The sequence below is a fragment of the Lysinibacillus antri genome (assembly GCF_003977595.1).
GTDB lineage: Bacteria > Bacillota > Bacilli > Bacillales_A > Planococcaceae > Ureibacillus > Ureibacillus antri.
Genome location: NZ_RYYR01000001.1, coordinates 266,142 through 288,412 on the forward strand (window position 1 = coordinate 266,142; position 22,271 = coordinate 288,412).

The 22,271-nt window shown below is 36.5% G+C and carries 17 protein-coding genes, 1 other RNA gene and 1 other annotated feature; of the genes, 3 read left to right on the forward strand and 15 right to left on the reverse strand.

Annotated features, from left to right (window positions below):
* Window positions 1-43 precede the first annotated feature (43 nt).
* The 5 genes from EK386_RS01395 to cymR form a co-directional block, all read right to left on the reverse strand.
* The gene (locus EK386_RS01395; RefSeq protein WP_126657215.1) at window positions 44-1,258 is read right to left on the reverse strand and encodes a NupC/NupG family nucleoside CNT transporter; all 1,215 of its coding nucleotides are present in this window, start codon (window positions 1,256-1,258) and stop codon (window positions 44-46) included.
* A 102-nt stretch (window positions 1,259-1,360) separates the two neighbouring features.
* Window positions 1,361-2,020, reverse strand: a complete 660-nt coding sequence (locus EK386_RS01400) for a tetratricopeptide repeat protein (RefSeq protein WP_126657216.1) — start codon at window positions 2,018-2,020, stop codon at window positions 1,361-1,363.
* A gap of 45 nt (window positions 2,021-2,065) precedes the next feature.
* A complete protein-coding gene (gene mnmA, locus EK386_RS01405) occupies window positions 2,066-3,187 on the reverse strand; it encodes a tRNA 2-thiouridine(34) synthase MnmA (RefSeq protein WP_126657217.1) in 1,122 nt (373 codons plus the stop codon).
* Window positions 3,188-3,207: 20 nt separating this feature from the next.
* Window positions 3,208-4,350 (reverse strand): cysteine desulfurase family protein, encoded by a 1,143-nt coding sequence (locus tag EK386_RS01410; RefSeq protein WP_126657218.1) that lies wholly within the window; start codon window positions 4,348-4,350, stop codon window positions 3,208-3,210.
* Window positions 4,351-4,392: 42 nt separating this feature from the next.
* Window positions 4,393-4,812: a cysteine metabolism transcriptional regulator CymR gene (gene cymR, locus EK386_RS01415; protein WP_126657219.1), complete on the reverse strand. Its 420-nt coding sequence runs from the start codon at window positions 4,810-4,812 to the stop codon at window positions 4,393-4,395.
* 111 nt (window positions 4,813-4,923) lie between these two features.
* Here cymR and EK386_RS01420 point away from each other — a divergent pair, with 111 nt between their 5' ends.
* Window positions 4,924-6,207, forward strand: a complete 1,284-nt coding sequence (locus tag EK386_RS01420; protein ID WP_126657220.1) for a replication-associated recombination protein A — start codon at window positions 4,924-4,926, stop codon at window positions 6,205-6,207.
* 90 nt (window positions 6,208-6,297) lie between these two features.
* Here the strand turns inward: EK386_RS01420 and EK386_RS01425 are convergent, their stop codons facing one another.
* The 4 genes from EK386_RS01425 to EK386_RS01440 all read right to left on the reverse strand — a co-directional run bounded on the left by EK386_RS01425 (window position 6,298) and on the right by EK386_RS01440 (window position 11,185).
* A complete protein-coding gene (locus EK386_RS01425) occupies window positions 6,298-7,410 on the reverse strand; it encodes a phosphodiester glycosidase family protein (protein WP_126657221.1) in 1,113 nt (370 codons plus the stop codon).
* Window positions 7,411-7,578: 168 nt separating this feature from the next.
* Window positions 7,579-9,747: a methyl-accepting chemotaxis protein gene (locus EK386_RS20135; RefSeq protein ID WP_126657222.1), complete on the reverse strand. Its 2,169-nt coding sequence runs from the start codon at window positions 9,745-9,747 to the stop codon at window positions 7,579-7,581.
* A 298-nt stretch (window positions 9,748-10,045) separates the two neighbouring features.
* Window positions 10,046-10,570 (reverse strand): hypothetical protein, encoded by a 525-nt coding sequence (locus EK386_RS01435; protein WP_126657223.1) that lies wholly within the window; start codon window positions 10,568-10,570, stop codon window positions 10,046-10,048.
* A 213-nt stretch (window positions 10,571-10,783) separates the two neighbouring features.
* On the reverse strand, window positions 10,784-11,185 hold the full coding sequence (locus tag EK386_RS01440) for a hypothetical protein (RefSeq protein ID WP_126657224.1): 402 nt from the start codon (window positions 11,183-11,185) through the stop codon (window positions 10,784-10,786).
* Window positions 11,186-11,365: 180 nt separating this feature from the next.
* Here EK386_RS01440 and EK386_RS01445 point away from each other — a divergent pair, with 180 nt between their 5' ends.
* Window positions 11,366-12,826, forward strand: a complete 1,461-nt coding sequence (locus EK386_RS01445) for a methyl-accepting chemotaxis protein (RefSeq protein ID WP_126657225.1) — start codon at window positions 11,366-11,368, stop codon at window positions 12,824-12,826.
* Window positions 12,827-12,872: 46 nt separating this feature from the next.
* On the opposite strand, the gene EK386_RS01450 is transcribed toward EK386_RS01445, so the two are convergent.
* From EK386_RS01450 to hisS, 4 genes are all read right to left on the reverse strand, one after another.
* Window positions 12,873-13,634 carry a tRNA threonylcarbamoyladenosine dehydratase gene (locus tag EK386_RS01450; protein ID WP_126657226.1) on the reverse strand — a complete coding sequence of 254 codons (762 nt, stop codon included), beginning with the start codon at window positions 13,632-13,634 and terminating at the stop codon, window positions 12,873-12,875.
* 142 nt (window positions 13,635-13,776) lie between these two features.
* Window positions 13,777-13,965: non-coding RNA, 6S RNA (gene ssrS / locus EK386_RS01455), on the reverse strand.
* Between the two features lie 281 nt (window positions 13,966-14,246).
* On the reverse strand, window positions 14,247-16,019 hold the full coding sequence (gene aspS, locus EK386_RS01460; protein WP_126657227.1) for an aspartate--tRNA ligase: 1,773 nt from the start codon (window positions 16,017-16,019) through the stop codon (window positions 14,247-14,249).
* A 29-nt stretch (window positions 16,020-16,048) separates the two neighbouring features.
* Entirely contained in the window at window positions 16,049-17,317 is a 1,269-nt protein-coding gene (gene hisS / locus EK386_RS01465) for a histidine--tRNA ligase (protein WP_126657228.1), read from the reverse strand.
* A gap of 91 nt (window positions 17,318-17,408) precedes the next feature.
* Window positions 17,409-17,645: a binding site (T-box leader), on the reverse strand.
* A gap of 195 nt (window positions 17,646-17,840) precedes the next feature.
* On the opposite strand from hisS, the gene EK386_RS01470 reads away from it, so the two are divergent.
* The gene (locus tag EK386_RS01470) at window positions 17,841-19,457 is read left to right on the forward strand and encodes an N-acetylmuramoyl-L-alanine amidase family protein (protein ID WP_126657229.1); all 1,617 of its coding nucleotides are present in this window, start codon (window positions 17,841-17,843) and stop codon (window positions 19,455-19,457) included.
* A gap of 46 nt (window positions 19,458-19,503) precedes the next feature.
* On the opposite strand, the gene dtd is transcribed toward EK386_RS01470, so the two are convergent.
* A complete protein-coding gene (gene dtd, locus EK386_RS01475; RefSeq protein WP_126657230.1) occupies window positions 19,504-19,950 on the reverse strand; it encodes a D-aminoacyl-tRNA deacylase in 447 nt (148 codons plus the stop codon).
* A gap of 14 nt (window positions 19,951-19,964) precedes the next feature.
* Window positions 19,965-22,166: a RelA/SpoT family protein gene (locus tag EK386_RS01480; RefSeq protein WP_126657231.1), complete on the reverse strand. Its 2,202-nt coding sequence runs from the start codon at window positions 22,164-22,166 to the stop codon at window positions 19,965-19,967.
* Between the last annotated feature and the right edge of the window lie 105 nt (window positions 22,167-22,271).

Here is a 22,271-nt window from a genome sequence, read left to right on the forward strand (position 1 = left end):
TCTAGCCTCAGCGCCCTAGCCCCTTTCGAAACTTCCGCTTTTCTTATAAAAACATTCCAGCGATTGCAGCACTTAATAACGAAGCTAAAGTACCAGCGATAACCGCTTTTACTGCTAATTTTGCAATGATCGGTCGTCTACTTGGTGCCATGGAACCCAATCCACCAATTAGAATTGCCATAGAACTTAAGTTCGCAAATCCACACAATGCGAAGCTAACAACCATGACCGTTTTTTCTTTTAATTCCGAAATTACTGGTCCAAAATTTGAATAGGCGACAAACTCATTTAATATGATCTTTTGCCCGATAAAGGAACCTGCCTTAACCGCTTCATCCCAAGGAACTCCGATTGCAAAGGCGATGGGGGAAAAAACATAGCCTAAAAGTAATTCTAACGTAATTCCTTTTAAGCCAAAAATACCTGTAATCCCACCTAACAATCCATTAATAAGGGCAATCAATCCAATAAAAGCGAGTAACATGGCCCCAACGTTCACAGCAAGACTTAAACCATCTCCTGCACCTTTTGCTGCGGCATCAATCACATTGACTGAATCATTGCTTCTTTCTAGCGTAAAATTAGATTCATCAATTTCTTCCGTTTCCGGTAATATAAGCTTAGCCATAACTAATCCTGCAGGCGCTGCCATGAAGCTTGCTGCTAATAAATATTCTAATGGTACGCCTAATAATGAATAGCCGACTAAAACAGAACCCGACACAGAAGCTAAACCACCCACCATCACCGCAAATAACTCCGATTTCGTCATCTTCCCAATAAATGGTCGAATTACTAATGGTGCTTCGGTTTGTCCCACAAATATATTGGCTGCGGCATTCACTGACTCTGCTTGGCTTGTTCCTAATAATTTAGATAATCCACCACCTAGAAAACGTATAACGATTTGCATTAGCCCTAAATAGTATAAAACAGAAATAAGCGATGAAAAGAAAATGATAACCGTTAATACATTCACAGCAAAAATCATTCCACCGATTGCTTCACTATCTGCCAAAGGACCAAATAAAAATGCAATCCCTTCATTCGCATAGGAAATTAAATTTTGGACGGCATTGGAAACATTCGCTAATACCTCACGTCCAAATTCCCATTTTAATACGATGAATCCAAATGTTAATTGAATTAATAAACCAGCTAGTATGGTCCTCCATTTAATCAATTTTCGATTGGTAGAAAGTAAAAAAGCAATCATAATGACAACAAAAATTCCAATTAATCCCCATACAACATTCATATGTTCACCTACTTTATGTTGTTATTTTTCTTCTCTTTGATCATTTCATGCAAAATGAGCAGAAAAAAAGCCGACCATTTTATTAGTCGACTTTGTAAAAAATTAATTAAAGCGTTGGCTTACCATATCGTGTATATATTTCGCTTGTGTAAAATTCGGCTCAAGCGTATAAGCTTCTTTTAAATGGTGTAGAGCTTTTTCTGTATCTTCTGTAGAGACAGCATACAAAACACCTAAGTTATAATGAGCATCTGCATTTTTAGGCTCTTGGACCAATACAGATTCAAGCTCTGGCTTCGCAATGTCAAACATTTCTAATGTACATAGTAAAATACCGTACGAAAGACGAATTTGAATATCCTCTGGAGCAAGCTCAGCCGCGCGTTGTAAATAAGGTAATGCTAGTTTAGGTTTTTCATCCCGTTCAAAGGATTTACCTAGCATGTAATAGGCATCTGCCCCTTCAATACCATGGTCAATCGATTGTTGGTATAGTTTCGCCGCCTCAATATAACGTTCCGAATCGTAATACAAATTGGCTAATCCATAATAAGCCGTTGCGCAATTAACATCAATTGTGATTGCTTTTTGGAAAAAACGTTCCGCTCGTTCAATATCATCCATTGCAGCTAGTAGATTACCGAAATTCACATAGCCTATTGCATCATCTGGATTGTTCTCAATTGCCTCTGTAAATGCTTTTGCTGCATCTTCATAGCGTTTCTCTTGGAATGCTTTAATTCCTATTTCGTTGTAATTCATTTATTTCACCTCTTAAATAAAGACGACCATTTTTGGCCGTCTAGATTAACCTACGTATGTTAATTTTTCACTATTTTTAAACACTTCATCAATCGTTCCGCCACCAAGGCATTCATCGCCATCATATAAAACAACTGCTTGTCCTGGTGTAATAGCACGAACAGGTTCTGCAAAGGTAATATGCGCTGTTCCGTCTTCAAATAATTCAACTTCTACTGGTGAATCTTCTTGGCGATAACGGAATTTTGCAGTACAGCTAAATTTCGCTGGTTTCGTTTTGTTTGACGTGAAGCCCATATTTACGGCTTTTAAAGATGTAGAATACAATGCGTCATGATGGAACCCTTGACCAACATAAAGAACATTGCGTTTTAAATCTTTCCCTAATACAAACCAAGGTTCACCGTCTCCACCTATACCTAAACCGTGACGTTGACCAATCGTATAGTACATTAATCCATCGTGTGTACCCATGACTTGTCCATCAAACGTTTCCATTTTCCCAGGTTGGGCAGGTAAATATTGGCTTAAAAATTCTTTGAAATTTCGTTCCCCAATAAAGCAAATTCCTGTAGAGTCCTTTTTCTTTGCCGTAGCTAATCCAGCTTCCTCTGCAATTTTACGCACTTCAGGTTTTGCAATATGACCAATTGGGAACATCACATGCTGTAATTGTTCTTGTGACAGTTGATTTAGGAAGTAGGTTTGATCTTTATTATTATCAATACCGCGCAGCATGACCACTTCTCCATCACGCTCATCGACACGTGCATAATGACCTGTTGCTAAATAATCTGCTCCTAATTTCATCGCATGTTCTAGGAAAGCTTTAAATTTAATTTCTTTATTACACATCACATCAGGATTTGGTGTACGGCCCGCTTTGTATTCCTCAAGGAAATATGTGAAAACTTTATCCCAATATTGCTTTTCGAAATTCACTGCATAATACGGAATACCGATTTGATTGCACACTTTAATAACATCATCGTAATCTTCCGTCGCGGTACAGACACCATTTTCATCTGTGTCATCCCAGTTTTTCATAAAAATACCAATTACATCATAGCCTTGTTGCTTCAATAAATAGGCAGCTACTGACGAATCGACCCCACCGCTCATTCCAACAACAACACGAATTTGAGATGGGTCTTTTGTTTCTACCATGGTCGTTCACCTTTTCTATTTTAATTCACAAGTTTTTTTACAATTTTTGCAGTTCGTTTTGCCGCTTCCACAACTTGCGCTTCGGTTAATCCATATCCAAAGCTAAAACGAATGGAATTACGCAGTTCATCTGCCTCTTTCCCAAACATCGCAACCAATACGTGGGACGGATCAATGGAACCTGCCGTACAAGCTGAACCACTTGACGCATAAACACCAACCATATCTAAATTGATAAGGAAAGACTCTACATCCATCCCTTTAAAACTAATATTTAATACATGGGGTAATGCATGTTGTTCATTGCCATTGACATGATAGCGAATAGTTTCTTCGTCAAGAACTTCTAAAAAGCGCTTGCGGAACTGTTTGTAAAATTCTTGTTTTGAAAGCATTTCATTTTGAGCAATTGTCACTGCCTGTGCAAAGCCAACTGCAGATGGCACGTTTTCGGTACCAGCTCTTCGTTTCTTTTCCTGTGAACCACCTAAAAATGTTGCCACTAAAGGCGTTCCCGTTCTTTGATATAAAAAGCCAATTCCTTTTGGACCGTTTAATTTATGACTTGATACACTTAGTAAATCTACTTGCAACTCATCTACATTTAGTTTTTCAATGCCAAATGCCTGTACTGCATCTGTATGAAAAATTGCTTGATGATCTTTTAAAATTTCACCAATTTCAGCAATCGGTTGAATCGTTCCGACTTCATTATTGCCATACATAATCGTTACAAGAATGGTATCGTCGCGTAATTCCTTTTTAAAAGTCTCAATAGAAAGACGTCCTGTTTCATCTACAGGCAGATAAGTCACGTCAAAACCGTCTTTTTCAAGCTTTTCACATGCATTCATAATTGCATGGTGTTCAATTTGAGTTGTGATAATATGGTTTCCTCTTAATTTTTGTGCTTGTGCAACACCAAAAATTGCTGAATTATCCGCCTCTGTCCCACCGCTCGTAAAAATGATTTCGGTATCCTTTGCACCAATTGCATTTGCGAGCTTTGTGCGAGCATCATCTAAAACCTTTCGCGCTTGCCTACCAACTGTATGGATGCTTGAAGGATTTCCAAAAATTTCGCCGAAAGCTAAAGTCATCTCTTGAATTACTTCTGGATGCATAGGCGACGTCGCTGCATGGTCTAGATAAATTGTTTCCATTGTTCATTAAAACTCCTTTAATAGACAATCTAATTTCTTTCGTTAAATATAGAACATATACCCATCGTATTCCGATTGGTCATTATATTTTGCTAAATCTTCAATTGAAGTCGTATCAAGCACATTTTTCACTGCATCACGAATGCGAATCCATAATTGTTGTTGAGGAGCTTCTTCATTTTCAATTCCTTCAACAGGTTGGATTGGTCCTTCTAATACTTTAATCACATCCGCAGCTGAAATTTGACTAGGTGGTAATGCTAATAAATAACCACCATATGCACCACGAACACTCTTAACGAGGCCCGCAATACGAAGCGGAGATACTAATTGCTCTAAATACGCCTCAGATAAATCCTTATCTGCTGCAATTTGGCGAAGCGGAATAGGCCCTTCTCCATAATGTTTTCCAAGTTCAATCATAATCGTTAAACCGTATCTACCTTTTGTAGAAATTTTCATTATAACACCTCAATTTTTCTTGTCCATTTCTATGCTTAGTATACCATAACACCTTTTATTCCACTTGGAAAAGGTCTATTATTTAAAGAAAAGTAGTTAGGAGGGAAATCCATGCACAATGAACCACTGGCATATCGAATGCGCCCTCGTAATTTAAATGAAATCGTAGGACAGCAACATATTATAGGAAAAAATACAACATTGTATAAAATGATCCAAAACGGACACGTCCCTTCCATGCTTTTATATGGGGAACCTGGGATTGGGAAAACTTCAATTGCTTATGCTATTTCTGGTAGCTCCAATCTTCCATTCTTTTCCCTCAACGCAACACACGCTGGAAAAAAAGATGTTGAACAAATTGTTACCGAGGCAAGAATATCTGGGAAGGTGATTTTATTTTTAGATGAGATTCATCGTTTTAATAAATTACAACAAGATACATTGTTACCTCATGTTGAAAATGGCTCGATTGTGTTAATTGGCGCCACAACAGAAAATCCGTTTCACGATGTCAATCCAGCTATTCGTTCACGATGTGGGGAGATCCTACAATTAAAACGGCACACCCAACAAGACATAGCTCAACTTTTAACAAATGCATTGGCAGATACTGAAAGAGGGCTTGGGAAACATAACATCATTATTACCGAGGAGCAAATCGAGCATATCGCGATGGCTTCTAATGGGGATGCAAGAAAAGCATTAACATTACTCGAATCCGTTTATTATGCATCAGATGAAGAAGATGGACAAACGATCGTAAAAGATCATACAATTGAACATTTAGCAAAGCGAATTGGTGTTTATGGGGACAAGGGAGGCTCTCATTTTTACAACTTATTATCCGCTTTGCAAAAATCCGTTCGCGGTAGTGACACAAATGCGGCACTTTACTATTTAGCTCACTTACTGGAAAACGGTGATTTGATTGCGGTTTGTAGAAGATTGCTTGTGATGGCTTATGAAGATGTCGGTCTTGCAAATCCGGCAGTCGGCGCCCATGTATATGCGGCCACAGAATCTGCTAAAGTACTTGGTCTACCAGAAGCAAGAATTCCTTTAGCTAATGCAGTCATTGAAATGTGCTTATCTCCAAAATCCAATTCGGCTTATGCTGCATTAGATAATGCTATTGCCGCAATCCATGACGGGAAAACTGGGGACATCCCACCCCATTTACGGGACGGTCACTATGCGGGGGCAAAAGTTTTAGGGCATATCGGCTATCAATACCCACACGATACCCCAATCGGGACATTTGGCGGCTGGATAGATCAACAATATTTACCAGATAACATTGCAAGCTTAGAATTTTATAACCCAGTGATTGCCGGTGAGGAAAAACGAATGGCCGCCATTTATGAACGTTTAAAAGGTTTTAAGAAAAAATAAGGGGCTGTCACTCACTAGACAACCCCGTTTTTTTTTTGCAAAAGTTGATATTTCTTCTTAAAAGGTTTTTGGTACATTTTTTAATCTACTTTATTTCGCTAATAATGTCACCGCAATTTGGCGTCCAGGAGATGTTATATAGTTTCCGTTCATTATTAAACCACTTGATGCCCCACCATCTGAGTTCATCGCATCAATTGCTCCGAGCTTTTGCATAATAGTTGCTAATTGTGTAACTGTAGCACCGGACGTTGTCACTAATAGTACTTGACGATTTTTTACTATGCCGATAGCGCTCCGTGCTCCTGGTGAGCTTAATATTTTATGGCTATTAAAACCTTCTTCTATAGGATTTACAGTAATTGCACCATTCGTCACTAGACGTGGTCCAACTTGGATTGCTTCTTGAACGTCGCCTCGCTCAAATAGTTCCATAAATTTCGCCCCAGGTAAAATCCCCACTTGCCCATCTTTCATCGTATAAAAAACCGAAAACTTTTTATCAAATGTCTGCATTAACTTTCCATTCATGACTAGTCCATTGTATATTTGGCGGTATGTATTATCTGAATATGCATCAAAATAATTACCGTTTATCGCAGCAATCGCGCCATGTCTTTTAGCAATCGAAGCTAGTGACTCAACACTTCCTAATTGATCTTTCGCTACTTCCACATGAAGGGAAGTATTCGGAGCTAATAAATTAACCGTAACTACATTGACACTAAAATTCTTTCCTTCTGCACTAATCGTTTGCTTTGTATACGAAACTTTCGGTCTCTTAACAAAAGTTTCTGCATAAACAGGTATATGAATAGGTTGTCCATTTACTTCAAACTCAACTTGTCCTTTTTGTTGATTCCAGTTTACGGGAGTATTAAATATAAAACCGACATCTCTTAATGGAACGTAAACTGAGTTATTGATTACTTTTGGAATGGAATCCATTTCTTTCACTACTTGTCCAGCTTGTTTAATAGACTTACTTCCTAACGTTAGCGTAAATTGATCAATGGTTACTTGTTTTGTATTTGCATTCCAATCAACCGATACGTTAAACGCTTCAGATATCATTCGAATTGGTACAAGCGTTCGATATGTTTTTTCCTCTTGCACTCCAAACGACTGTGCACTCACTTGTAACCCAGTAAGGTGACTAGTTATAAAAATAAATAATAAGAATAAAAAGATTTTCCTAAACAATTAAACTCCTACTCCCTTTTGAAAAATTTTACAGAAACTATTAATGATTATACATTACCTTTCACTTTTATTTAACTGATAGTGTTAGAAAAATGTAATGTTATTGTTCAATTTGAGTATCTAAGATAGGTAGAGGAAACTGAGGCTGTCCACCTTATAGACAGCCTCTTATTGTTTAATATGGAATTTTGAAACACTTTGCGATAGCGTACCGATTAATAATGTGCTTCTTTCTGTATCGTAATGGGCACTTTTAATTAACTCAATCATCTGTTTCATCGTATCTTCTACATTTTCTACAACGCGCACATTCTGCTCACTACTCGCTGCAATATTTCGAATAATATCACGTATTTGATCGGTCACATTTTTTTGTTGGGAAGGTGTATTTGTCATCGTTGCCAGCACTTCTTTTACAACATGGATATATTCCGAACCTTTTTCTACTTCTACACTATTACCTTCAATCGCGTTACGAATAACGTTTGAATTTTTACTTATTAATTCTAACGTTGTATCAATTTCTTCTGTGGCTATTTTTGTTTGTAATGCTAATTTTCGAATTTCTTCTGCAACAACAGCAAAGCCTTTTCCATGCTCACCTGCTCTAGCAGCCTCAATGGAAGCATTTAAGGCTAATAAATTTGTTTGTTCTGCAATAGCATTAATTGTTACAACAACTTTACTAATACTAGTGGATGATTCCACAAAGGTAGACGTTAATTTCAACGTTTCTCGAACTTTCTCAACAATGGTACTCATTTTTTCATCGATTCCACTCACTTCATCTTGTGCAGCACATAATTGTTGATGAGATTGTTGCTCTATACTCGCCATCGTTTTACTAATTTCATCCACTTGGAACATGGCATTTTTCACATCATCTAATTGGTGTTGAATTGTCATAAACATTTCATTCATCTGGTTAATTAACTGATGCGAACTATTTTCAACATTTTTAGTTTGTTGTTGCAAATGGTAATTTGTCGTTTGTACATCGGTTGTTGACTTTTGCACTTTTTGAATGAGTGTTGCCTGTGAATCGACAAAGTTATTTACCCAGCGTCCCATTTCACCGGTTTCATCATTCCCTAACAAAGATTTATCTATCCGGATCGTTAAGTCCCCTTCACCTTCAGCGATTGTTTGAATCATGCCCGTTACGCGATTAATTCGATCGATAATCGGCTTCAAGCGTTTTCGAGTAAAATAAAATGTTCCGATAACTCCATACGTCACATTGATGGCTAGTACAATGAGTGGATGTAGTACATGAAAGGCTGTTAAAACTTGGAATAGCAAAATGTTCATCATCATGAAAGAAATAAAACTAATGCCTAAATGAAAGCCAATGGAACGTGTTCGATAAACTTCTTCTAAATCAGCTTCACACATCATTCCCCAAATATCTGGACTATGAGGCATCTGAAATGTAACACCTTTTCCAATTACGGGGATATGACGATAATCGGAATATCCAGGAAACTCTACAAATAGATTGGACCCATTTTTTATCGTATTGATAACACCTGGATGCAATTCCTTCGTTGCGGGATCTGTAAAGCGTATTTCAAACTCTGTATGATGCTTTATTTTTACAATTCCCCAATGTTTCGTATAGATGCCTAATTTTAAGTTTTCTCCTAATGTAAAAGTCTCATCTTCAAAGCGACTGCGAGATAATGCGGTCCCCGGCTCAATGGATGGATCTAAGTTCGACTTGGTCATAAAGATATAGTTGTCGCCTGAATCTTCATAAATATGACCTGCTTCGCGTTGTATTAAATCCGAAATCACATCATTGGGGACGCGAGCTGCCATGATAAACTGTAATACATTTTCTTTATAGACTGGTTGTAAAAATAATAATGTTACGACATCGTGAAACTTTGAAGTTCTTGCGCCAATTTTTAATGTAATTGGATCAATAAACGGTCCATACAGTAAAGGTTCACCTGTTTCCCATACGTTACGTACTGCTTTTTGATATACCATTGTTTTCCCCGTGGAATAGCTTGTCCCAATATGTGGTGAATAGCTTGAGGCAATAACATTGATTCCTTTGTCTAATAAAAACAATTCCGTAAAATATGTGCTTTTATTTTTGGAATCTATTAAATATGAATCATAGCTTTCAGGTGGATAATGAATAATTTCTTCTGCTCTGGAAATGAGTGAAACCCAGCGATCTGTTGCCCATCCATTCAACAAATTTACACGAGTTTTTGCAATACTTTCAAAAATATCTTCTTTTTGTTTTTTTGTTCCTTCGTTTAGCTTATATGACCACCATAGAGGAAGTCCTTCTATAAAATTTAACCATCCAAATGCACCCACTCCAGATCACCCTCCTACGAATAGATCCATTATTAAAATAGAAATATTTTTCAAATAATAAATTAATACCATTTTACGCCAATTAAATGGCTGTTTTCAATCAGGGACGTGAATCTGTCAACCTACATTTCGCCCCAATTGCCCCCTGTTCAATAATAGAAACACTTAATTCTCCTAAGTGGAACTCCTTGAAAAAAAATTATAATTAAATAATGAAGTTACCACTTAAATGTAAGAATTTATGACATGAAAACAAAAAAAGTGAAACCGACTTTTCGATTTCACCTAAATGGTTTAGTTATCTATGAAATTTATGAATGTAGTTCGAAAACGCTTCCAGACAATCTTTTGCTCGATTATTTTGTTTTAAAATTAATCGTTCAAAACCACCTTCTTTGCCATCGTACAGCTCAATTTCTTCATACGTTCTTCCAACCTCATTTAAAAATTGCGCATTCACAATTTTTTGTACATCTGGAATACAATTCGCAGCTAATAAAAATAATGTTTTGATTTCTTCGCTCACAACTTCTTTTCTCTGTAATTTTAAACGGAAAAATGCAAGTGTTTGAAAATAAAGTAATTTTGAAGTAAGGTCCATAAATAATACCCAATACGTATTTTCATTTGGAAGTTGCCCATTATTTCCTTTTACATAATTACTGAAATATTCAACCGCATCATCTAAAAGTTCACCAATACTTGAATAAGCTTTTTCCCAATTTTTACTCGTGTCAATATAATTAAAAATGATTTCGTCCATGCTCTCTTTGAGTGAAAGAATATTTAAAGCATTATTCGCCATTGGTACTTTAGTCGTCATATTGAATCCTCCCTTAACTCCTTACTTTCTATCTTCAATACTATAACAATAATATTCAAATGTTTTTTTAGAAAATAAAAAAATGCGCTAAAAATGGGATATAACTGTAAAATTTATTCATTTTCAACAATATTCTAACGGCTATATTCAGAATCTTCGCAATCGTATTTTGTCGAATTATACTATTTTATGATAACAATTATATTCAGCAGTCTATAATATTCTCTCAATATATTTACGATAAAAATCATGGTCATTTACACCCTGGTGATCTATTTCTGTCTTTTTTATAACTTCTTTCACGTTTCCATTCTCCATTTGGAAGATCCATTGTTTTGATCCATAAAAAATCCACTTCATTCTTTTCACCCAATTCCCTAAATCTTCATCCATATTTTTTCTAAGAAAATATTTGTCGTACAATACTTTTGTCATATTAATAAACCCTTCACTTTCACGAAACTTCTTAGTAGAAAAGTCATACTCCGGTTCAACAACTTGATGTTGATCAAGTACATGGATTGTCTGTAACTCTAGATTTATCGCTAGTTCAACTACACTTATTTCATCCAAGATATTTAATCCTCGATATTCCATTTCAAAAAATTTCTCCACTATACTACACTCCTAACACGCTCATTTTATTTTATTAATATAATAATTTGAAAATTTCTCTAAAAAACTATGCAAGTATATCCCTTGAAAATCATAGATAAATAATATAGAACTTTAAGTACAATACTTTCTATCTATTTATTAAAATAATAATTCAAATTTTGAAAGGAGGATTTTCTTATGAACATCGATATTTTAAAGAAAGATGACTTATTTAAGAAAAATTCAATCTTAATGCTTGTCTATGGTTTAGCTGCTTACTTAGGAGGTATTGCTCAATTTATTATTGGCCGACCACTTGGCTTAGCCCTTTCACTATTAATTCCTGTATCTATTGCCTGCTTGCTATTTATTGTACAACGTAAAATCGTTACGCTACGTCCAGCTTTCCCATTTATTGTTTTAATATTAGGCATTATTACGGTTTACGGAGCAATCGCCTCATTCAAAGTAACTTTAGCGACGATTGTCTTGAGTTTCTTCGTTTTAATATTAGGAAGCATACACAATAAACTAACGGTATTTACTGTTGGATATGTCGGTTCTCTTATTTGTTTAATTTTTAATTTTACATTGGATACAACCGGTTTTGCTGTTGATCCTGCAAATGTCTTTGTCGTTCATACGTTGATGGGATTAGGGATTTTACTACAAGTTCGTCAAAACAAATATTTATTTACTAACATAGAAGCATTAATGAGATCAGCAAATGAAAAGGCATTTCACGAACAAAACTTACACCACCATTTAGAAACTTTAGTCGATCGAATTACATCAAAGCTTGAAACCATCACAATGAGTATGAAAACCGCTTCGTTAGCGCAAAATGAAATGCTTTCATCTATCCAAGAAGTAAGTGTTGGAGCACAACGTCAATCCGATTATGTACTTGATATTGTGCAAAGTACCGATGCAACCACAACCGAAATTTCTAGAATTACAGATCAATTAAATGAGATTGTGCAAAGTGTAGATAACGCTAGTCAACATGCTTCAAATGGCACAGAAGCAATGCATCAATTAAAAGACGAAATCGATTCGTTTAAAAGTTTCTTCTCATTACTGAACGAAACCTTTCTTTTATTGTCAAAGAAAATTGCAGAAACAAATCAATTTACGTTAGATATCCAAAAAATCACGACACAGACAAACCTTCTTGCACTTAATGCATCGATTGAAGCGGCTCGAGCTGGTAGCCATGGGAATGGATTCAAAGTAGTTGCCGACGAAATTAGAAAGCTCGCAGGTATTACAGATCAAACATTAGCAAAAATTGACGAAAACCTAAGCGAAGTAAATTTATACAACGAAGATGCCCTGAAAAAGTTACAGAGTGGTTTAAAGCAGATTACTACACAAATTGAAACGGCCGAAAAATCAAACGAAACATTTACAGCTTTAATGCATTCAATGGATGACATTTTAATTGAAATAAAAGAGTTTGCTCAAGCGGTCAATGCCATTGAAGAAAATGGGAAATCTATTCAAGCCAGTACAAGTGAATTTGCTTCCATTATCGAACAAAGCTCCGCTGCCGTTGAACAATTGAGCGCGGTTTTAACAACTGTCAACAAGGAGCAACAACAAATTTCACAACATATACAAGATACGTATCAAGATACATTAAGCATTCGACAGTAAATGAAAAAGGTGCGGTCATTTTGAAGACGCACCTTTTACCATTTTATTATTGTTGTACTCGTGTAATTTTTATATCCTTTAAGATATCATTAATTACCCAGCTAGCTGCAATGAGTCCTGCAACAGACGGACAAAATGCGTTAGATGATGGTGGCATTTTTGCTTTACGAATTTGTGCATTCGGATTTCCAACCGTTTCCACTACATCTGGACGAACCACGATTGGCGACTCATCCGAAAAGACAACGGTTACGCCTTTTCGAATTCCCTCTTTACGAAGCTTTGTACGAATGACTTTCGCTAGTGGATCCGTATGGGTTTTTGAAATATCTGCAATTTGGAATCGTGTTGGGTCTGTTTTGTTGGCAGCACCCATACTTGAAATAATCGGTATATTTCGTTTCAAACATTCTTTCATTAGGTGAATTTTATACATGACTGTATCCGAAGCGTCAATCACATAATCAATTCCTAGTTCAAAGAATTTCTCGTACGTTTCCTCTGTATAAAACATGTGCATATCAATCACTTCACACTCAGTGTTAATATCTGCAATACGCTCTTTCATCACAGCTGATTTTGATTTGCCCACTGTTGATAAGTATGCCACTAATTGACGGTTTACGTTTGTTATATCTACATTATCTTTATCCACTAAAATAATACGACCAACACCACTTCTTGCACAGGCTTCAGCGGCAAATGATCCAACGCCACCTACACCTAATACTGCAACAGTCGTATTTTTTAATTTTTCTAGCCCTTCTTTACCTATTGCTAGTTCGTTTCTTGAAAACTGATGTAACATTTTTTATGCCTCTCAATCTACATTTTACTACTCGGAATTATATCATATCAAAATAATGAAGTAAATTTATCATGTAAAACTTGAATGTAGTATGGCAAAAAAATAAAAACCCTTCTGTAAAATTTCAGAAGAGTTAGTAAGGACGAATCCCAAATTGCCGTAACTTTAATGTTTTGAACCCGCTTCCCTTGCAGGTGGGTAACCTCTTCAACTGCTTAAACTTCCCCAACTCGTTCGAGGGCCTGTTTGCACAAGTCAAAATATGGATTCCCAACGATTTATTGTTCGGTCAAAACTGTTATGAATGGGATTACAAACAGTTCAGGATTCGTTGTTAAATTAATCTTATCACCAATTATCTGAATTTTCAATATAAATTTTTAAAAATATTAAAAAATTTTTAAAACTAACATTTATTTGACAAAAACTAAGAAGGTCTTATTCATTAAATTTAAGAAATTATATAATAAATGTTATCTTTATCATATACTTATTATATATTTAAAACTATTATACTCGCTAAATCCTAATCTACTAAAAAGCACTCAAATCCCTCATCGCATAAATAAAGGAGCCACCTACAACTTCACAGGTGACTCCTTTTACTATAAATTAGTTCTCTTTTTTCTTCGTTACACTTAAGTTTAATTCTTGTAATTGTGCATCTGAAACTTCACTTGGCGCTGAAGTTAATAGACAACTTGCTGTAGCTGTTTTCGGGAATGATATAGTGTCGCGTAGATTTGTACGGCCCGCTAATAGCATTACAAAACGGTCAAGACCAAATGCAAGTCCTCCATGTGGCGGCACTCCATATTCAAAGGCTTCAAGTAAGAAACCAAATTGCTCCTGCGCTTCTTCTTCACTAAATCCTAAAAGTTTGAACATTTTTTCTTGTAGGTCACGTTCATAAATACGTAAAGATCCTCCACCAAGTTCATAACCATTTAATACGATATCGTAGGCTTGTGCACGAACACTAGCTGGATCTGTATCCATTTTTTCGATATCTTCATCAAATGGTCGTGTGAATGGATGGTGAGCTGCAGTATAACGGCCAGCTTCTTCATCATACTCAAGTAATGGCCAATCTGTAATCCATAAGAAAGCATATTGTGACTCGTCAATTAGGTTTAACTCTTTTCCTAATTTATTACGTAATGCCCCCAGTGAAGCGGCTACTACTGATGGTTTATCCGCTACGAATAGTAATAAATCTCCAGCTTCTGCATTCATAGCAGAAATTAGATTCTCTGCAATTTCACCTTCAAAGAATTTTGCGATTGGTCCGTTTAAGCCTTCTTCCGTTACTTTTAACCAAGCTAACCCTTTCGCACCGTAAATCGCAACAAATTCTGTTAATGCATCAATATCTTTACGAGAGTATTTATCTGCATTGCCTTTTACGTTAATTGCTTTTACTTCTCCACCTGATTCAACTGTAGAAGCAAACACTTTAAATGAAGAGTCTTTTACGATTTCAGAAAGTCCTACAAGTTCTAACCCAAAACGTACATCCGGTTTATCTGATCCAAAACGGTCCATTGCTTCTTTGTACGACATACGTTGGAATGGAAGTGTTACGTCTACACCTTTTGCTTCCTTCATAACCGTTTGAATTAGACGCTCATTCATTTCAATAATTTCGTCCATTGACATAAATGATGTTTCGATATCGACTTGTGTGAACTCTGGTTGACGGTCTGCACGTAAATCTTCATCACGGAAACAACGCGCGATTTGGAAGTACTTTTCAAAGCCTGATACCATTAATAACTGTTTAAATAGTTGTGGTGATTGTGGTAATGCATAAAATTCACCATCATGTACACGAGAAGGCACTAAATAGTCACGAGCACCTTCTGGAGTTGATTTCGTTAAAATTGGTGTTTCAACTTCTAAGAAGCTTTCATTTTGTAAGAAGTTACGAATTGAACGTGTAATGTCTGAACGTAATTTGAACGTGTTATACATTACGGGACGTCGTAAATCAATATAGCGATATTTTAAGCGAATATCTTCGCCAATTTCCACTTTATCATCAATTGCAAATGGTGGTGTTTTCGCTTCATTAATAATTGTAATAGTAGATGCGACAACTTCAATTTTACCCGTTGGAATATTTGAGTTTACTTGACTTTCATCACGTAAAATAACTTTCCCGTCAATTTCAATCACATATTCGTTACGGATTTTATCAGCAATTGCTAATGCATCTTTTGCTTCATCACCAAAAACTACTTGAACGATACCCGTACGATCGCGAACATCAACGAAAATTAGTCCCCCTAAATCGCGTCGTCTTTGTACCCATCCTTTTAATACTACTTGTTGCCCTACGTGTTGTTCTGTTATTTCTCCACAAGCATGTGTTCTCTGAGCCATTCTTTATTTCCTCCAGTTATAGACAAAAATTATTTATGATCTAGGATATAATTCACTAAATTGTGGAATGGTACTTTTTCTTGATTACCTGATTCCATTTCTTTTACGTTTACCGCGCTTTCTTCTAGCTCGGAGTCACCAATCACGATGACAAATTTCGCGCCTAAACGGTCAGCTGATTTCATTTGGGCTTTCATTTTACGATCTATATAGTCCATATCTGCTGCAATTCCTTTTGTGCGGAATGAGCTAATGAGTTCAGCTGATTTTAACTTTGCTTCATCGCCCATTGCGACTACATAAATGTCTAATCGATCTTCTACCTCAAGTTCTACACCTTCAGCTTCCAACGCAAGCAACAGACGTTCAATAGACATGGCAAAACCAATTCCCGGTACATCTGGACCCCCAATGCCCTCAACTAACCCGTTATAACGACCACCACCACAAAGAGTTGTAATGGCACCAAAGCCTTGTGACGTGCTCATTATTTCAAAAGCAGTGTGATTATAATAATCTAAACCGCGCACTAAGTTTGGATCTACTTCATATTGAATACCCAGTACATCTAAATATTTTTTCACTTGGTCAAAATACTGTGCTGAAGATTCAGTTAAATAATCCGTTAATGCAGGTGCTGACTTCATTAATGGATGTTCGTGATCTTTTTTACAATCTAAAATACGTAACGGATTTTTTTCTAAACGGTTTTGACAGTCTGAACAAAATTCATTGATGCTTGGTTCAAAATGATTAATCAGAGCCGTTCTATGGGCATCTCTCGTCTCTTTATCACCTAATGAGTTAATGACTAATTTTAAATCCTTTAACCCTACTGTTTGATAAATATCCATCGCAAGAGCAATCACTTCTGCATCAATAGCTGGATCTGCACTGCCTATCGCTTCTACACCATATTGAACGAACTGACGATAACGACCAGCTTGTTGGCGCTCGTAGCGGAACATTGGACCAATGTAAGAAAGTTTCACTGGTTGATCAGGATAGCCGAACATTTTGTGCTCTACATATGAACGAACCGCTGAAGCAGTCCCCTCAGGTCGCAATGTTAATGAGCGTCCACCTCGATCGTCGAAAGTGTACATTTCTTTTTGAACGATATCCGTTGTATCACCTACACCACGCTGGAATAATTCCGTTTGTTCGAAAATCGGTGTTCGAATTTCTTTATAACGATATACACGACTTAAATCACGTAAAATCGATTCAACTTTTTGCCATTTCGGTGTTTGATCAGGCAATATATCTTGTGTTCCTCTAGGTACTTTAAAAGCCATTTTCATACTCCTTTCTCAATCAATTACGATTAAACGTAATTGTCCATACACTTGTTAATGAATATAAAAAAAGCCTTCATCCCATGCAAATGCAAGGGACGAAAGCTTAGTTATCTTCCGCGGTTCCACCCTAGTTGGCGTACTTAAGTACACCCTCTCGTAAACGGATAACGGCCGTCTTCCGTTTTTCCCTACTAAGCCATCCGCTTTTCGAAAAAAAACCTCACAAGTGTTGTTCACATTTACTTACTGTAGGAAAGATTTCAGCCTAGTCTTTCCCTCTCTTGTCAGCATTGGTAATTGCTACTTTCTTGGTCAATGGTAATGAATTTTCACATTAGTCTTATCATAATTGTGTCGACTTATGTTGTCAACTATTTTAAGAGAAACAGACCACGGTCAAAATTGATTTCTAATGCTTATTACCTAATTTGTCAAAAAGAAGTAGATTTTAGTAGAGATTTGATTTTACAATAGAAAATATATGAATCTTACAACGTTTATTATAGAAGGTAGGTAAAAAATGAAGCATAAAATTATTACCTTTATACTTACAGGTATTTTACTTTGTTCCACATCATTCTACCGTTCCGATCATTCTAATCTAGTCTATGCGAATGTAGATGACAGTGTAGATTTAGTTGTATCAGCTGAAAAATTGTATTTAAGGGAAGGGCCAGGATTGTCCTACCCGATTCTTACGACATTAACTGATGGACAGGAACTTGCATTTATTGAAAAACAAAATGATTGGTACCATGTAAAATTTAAAAATTATGAGGGATGGGTTGCCTCTTGGTTAACTTCTTCAAAAGAAAAGAACAACCAAACTGAACCTGACAAGACGGTCATTTCTCAAGTTGACCATCTTAATTTACGTGCTGAACCTTCTATTACTTCGCCAGTGCTAGATCAATTAAATGCAGGCGTTGAAGCACAAGTCGTGCAGCAGCAAAATGACTGGGTGCAAATCAATTATAATGGGACAATTGGGTGGGTTTCTTCTAAATATGTTTCGATGAATGAAACAAAAAAAATCGAAGAAAACAAACCAACCGAGGTACCTAAAGAGAAAGAGCCAGAGACTAAAGAGAATGTAATAATTGATCCAAATTCTTTTACTATTTTGGTTGACGCTGTTAATATCCGTAAAAAACCAGACCTCTCTTCTAAAAAAATCGGAGTAGCAAAAAACGGTGAAAAATACGAGGTTTTAGAGCGAAATAATAATTGGGTTAAAATACAATACGGGAATAAAAAGGGGTGGGTTTATAGTTTTTATGGATCATTTCATGTAGAACAAAAAGATCAGCCTACAACCACAAACTCAACTAAAAAATCATCATTTGATCAAGTCGTGACGATTATTTATAATGGGACAAACCTTCGAACGTCCCCTTCTACCTCATCAGAAGTAGCTGTTCATGCAAGTGCTGGGGAAAAATATCCGATTGTTAGTACCCAAGGCGATTGGTTTGAAGTTCAAATAACCGACGATACGACCGCTTTTGTAGCAAATTGGGTTGTTTCCATTAATGAATCATCTGAAGAAAATAAAAAAACTGAAACAAAAGAGAAACGAAAAGAAGGTACTTTAAAAGGGGTTACGATTGTAATTGACCCTGGTCATGGTGGGAATGATGTAGGAACAACGGGTGTTCGAGGTACGGAAGAAAAAGATATCAATATAAAAACTGCAGAATTACTTACAGAAAAATTACGTGCAAGTGGGGCTGAAGTCATTTTAACTCGGGAATCGGATGTCTATGTCGATTTACGTAAACGTGTATCAATCTCTCACCAACATACAGCAGATGCCTTTATTAGTATTCATTATGATGCAACAGAGGATAGTTCCATATCAGGATTTACAACGTACTATATGAATTCTTACCAGCAGCCTTTAGCCAAGTATGTTCATGAAGGACTTGCAAAAAAAGTGTCATTACGTGATCGTGGTGTTCAGCCGGGGAATTACTTAGTACTACGAGAAAATAAACAAAATGCAATATTAATCGAATTAGGCTATTTAAGTAATCCAAGTGAAGAACGTGTTGTGACAAGTGATTTTTATCGAGAACAGGCCACGCTTGGAATTTACCAAGGTTTATTAAATTATTTTGATAATCAATTAGATTAGAAAAAACAGGAGCCACGGTGTGAATTCACACCTGACTCCTGTTTTTTTATTTACTCTTAGATTCGACAATGACCGTAACCGGGCCATCATTTACTAAAGCAACATCCATCATCGCACCAAAAATACCCGTTTCCACTTTTAATCCATAGTTTTGAAGTTCTGCATTAAAAGATTCCCATAGCGGTAAAGCGATTTCTGGACGAGCGGCCTCGATAAAACTAGGTCTTCTTCCCTTTCTTGTATCCCCATATAAAGTGAATTGAGAAACTGAAAGAATATCCCCACCATGTTCGATAATGGATTTGTTCATTTTTCCTTCTTCATCTTCCCAAAGACGAATATCTACAATCTTTTTTGCGACATATTGAACATCTTCTAGCGTATCCGTATGCGTCAAACCTACTAATAATACATAGCCTTTATCAATAGCACCTGTAATTTGTCCATCTACCGTTACAGATGCCGCTTTACTCCGTTGAATCACTACTCTCATTTCCAAACCCTGCCTTAATTAATTACTCGTTGAACCGAATATATATCTGGAAGTTGCTTGATACGTTCAACCACTTTATGCAAGCCGGAGATATTCGAAATCGAAATTGTTAAGTGAATGGTCGCAATTCGATCATGATCTGCACGACCCGTTACAGCTAAAATATTTGTTTTTGCTTCACTTACTGCATGCATCACATCATTTAAAATACCTGGACGATCAAAAGCCGAAACTTCAATGTCTACAGGGTATTCTTTACGGATTGGTGCCTCCCCGCCATGTTCCCATTCAACTTCAATTAAGCGGTCTGCATTATCCCCTTCTTGAATATTTGGGCAATCCGCGCGGTGGACTGAAACGCCTCGTCCCTTCGTAATAAACCCAACAATTTCATCTCCAGGAACAGGTGTACAACAACGCGATAAGCGGATTAAAAGGTTGTCGATTCCCTTTACGATGACGCCTGATTCTGCTTTACGCTTTTTTGTAGAAGGATTTTGCATTTCCTTAACAATTTTTTCAAGTGCTTCTACTTGTTCGCGTTCTTTCCGTTTCTTCTCTGCTAAACGATTCACAATTTGTTGCGCTGTAATGCCACCTACACCAACTGCTGCATACAAATCTTCATCATTTGTGTAGTTTAATTTATCTAAAACCCGTTTCATATTTTCCGCTGAAAGAACTTCTTTCATGTCAAAATCTTGGGCTTTAATTTCTTTTTCGATTAATTCTTTCCCTTTTACAATATTATCTTCACGCAAATGCTTTTTGAAAAATTGTTTAATTTTGTTTTTAGCTTGTGAACTTTGAGCAAGTTTCAACCAGTCTCTACTTGGTCCAAATGATTGCTTTGACGTTAATATTTCAATGATATCACCCGTTTTTAACGGTGTATCTAATGGCACCATTTTGCCGTTCACTTTTGCGCCAATGGTACGGTTTCCAACTTCTGAATGGACACGGTAAGCAAAATCAATTGGAACCGAACCGGCTGGCAATTCAATTACTTCTCCTTTTGGCGTAAAGACATAGACCATATCGGAGAAAAGATCAAATTTTAACGATTCCATAAATTCTTCTGCATTAGACGATTCATTTTGGAATTCTAAAATTTCGCGGAACCACGTAAGTTTTTGATCGATACTTTCTTTGTTGTTCGTGATGGATTTGCCTTCTTTATATGCCCAATGTGCTGCAATCCCGTATTCTGCAATGTTGTGCATTTCTTTTGTACGGATTTGAACTTCTAACGGGTCACCATATGGCCCAATCACCGTCGTATGAAGCGATTGGTACAGGTTTTGTTTAGGCATTGCAATATAGTCTTTAAATCGACCTGGCATTGGTTTCCATAAAGTATGCACAATCCCGAGTACTGCATAGCAATCTTTTATGCTATCTACTAAAATTCGAACTGCTAATAAGTCATAAATTTCGTTAAACTGCTTATTTTGTAGTACCATTTTACGATAAATGCTATAAATATGCTTTGGTCTTCCGTACAGTTCCGCATCAATTTCAACATCGTGAAGCTGTGAATTAATTTCTTTCATCACATTATCTAAATATGCTTCTCGCTCTACACGTTTTCGTTTCATTAAGCTAACAATGCGATAATATTGCTGCGGATTTAAGTATCGCAATGCCGTATCTTCTAGCTCCCATTTTACTTTCGAAATTCCGAGGCGGTGAGCAAGAGGTGCAAAAATCTCTAATGTTTCAGTTGAAATACGACGTTGTTTTTCAGCAGACAAATGTTTCAATGTACGCATATTATGTAGTCGGTCTGCAAGCTTTATTAAAATGACACGGATATCTTGCGCCATTGCAACGAACATTTTTCGATGATTTTCAGCCTGTTGTTCTTTTTTGGATAAATATTTAATCTTCCCTAATTTCGTTACGCCATCGACTAGCATCGCTACTTCTTCACTAAATTCACGGACTAAATCTTCTCTTGTAACCGTTGTATCCTCAACGACATCGTGAAGGAACCCAGCTGACACAGTTTCTGGATCCATTTGTAGTTCCGCTAAAATACCTGCTACCTGAATCGGATGTATTATATACGGCTCGCCAGAACTACGGAGCTGCTCTTTATGTGCTTCATTCGCCACTTCGTAAGCTTTTACTACGAAGGCGACATGTTCATCGTTCATATATTCTTTGACTTTCGAAAACACATCTTCGGGCGTCAAAATTTGCTCTTTCGCCATGAGTTGTCCACCTTGTTAATAATTTTTCAAAAATTAATATATAAATTTAATTGTATAAAAACTATGTATGAAAAGTAAAGGTAAGTCGTGAAATCATTTTTAAAA

Excerpts from the sequence above, each read along its gene's own strand:
- EK386_RS01395 (WP_126657215.1), bottom strand. The coding sequence starts at position 1,258 with ATGAATGTTGTATGGGGATTAATTGGAATTTTTGTTGTCATTATGATT.
- EK386_RS01400 (WP_126657216.1), bottom strand. The coding sequence starts at position 2,020 with ATGAATTACAACGAAATAGGAATTAAAGCATTCCAAGAGAAACGCTAT.
- mnmA (WP_126657217.1), bottom strand. The coding sequence starts at position 3,187 with ATGGTAGAAACAAAAGACCCATCTCAAATTCGTGTTGTTGTTGGAATG.
- EK386_RS01410 (WP_126657218.1), bottom strand. The coding sequence starts at position 4,350 with ATGGAAACAATTTATCTAGACCATGCAGCGACGTCGCCTATGCATCCA.
- cymR (WP_126657219.1), bottom strand. The coding sequence starts at position 4,812 with ATGAAAATTTCTACAAAAGGTAGATACGGTTTAACGATTATGATTGAA.
- EK386_RS01420 (WP_126657220.1), top strand. The coding sequence starts at position 4,924 with ATGCACAATGAACCACTGGCATATCGAATGCGCCCTCGTAATTTAAAT.
- EK386_RS01435 (WP_126657223.1), bottom strand. The coding sequence starts at position 10,570 with ATGACGACTAAAGTACCAATGGCGAATAATGCTTTAAATATTCTTTCA.
- EK386_RS01445 (WP_126657225.1), top strand. The coding sequence starts at position 11,366 with ATGAACATCGATATTTTAAAGAAAGATGACTTATTTAAGAAAAATTCA.
- EK386_RS01450 (WP_126657226.1), bottom strand. The coding sequence starts at position 13,634 with ATGTTACATCAGTTTTCAAGAAACGAACTAGCAATAGGTAAAGAAGGG.
- aspS (WP_126657227.1), bottom strand. The coding sequence starts at position 16,019 with ATGGCTCAGAGAACACATGCTTGTGGAGAAATAACAGAACAACACGTA.
- hisS (WP_126657228.1), bottom strand. The coding sequence starts at position 17,317 with ATGGCTTTTAAAGTACCTAGAGGAACACAAGATATATTGCCTGATCAA.
- EK386_RS01470 (WP_126657229.1), top strand. The coding sequence starts at position 17,841 with ATGAAGCATAAAATTATTACCTTTATACTTACAGGTATTTTACTTTGT.
- dtd (WP_126657230.1), bottom strand. The coding sequence starts at position 19,950 with ATGAGAGTAGTGATTCAACGGAGTAAAGCGGCATCTGTAACGGTAGAT.
- EK386_RS01480 (WP_126657231.1), bottom strand. The coding sequence starts at position 22,166 with ATGGCGAAAGAGCAAATTTTGACGCCCGAAGATGTGTTTTCGAAAGTC.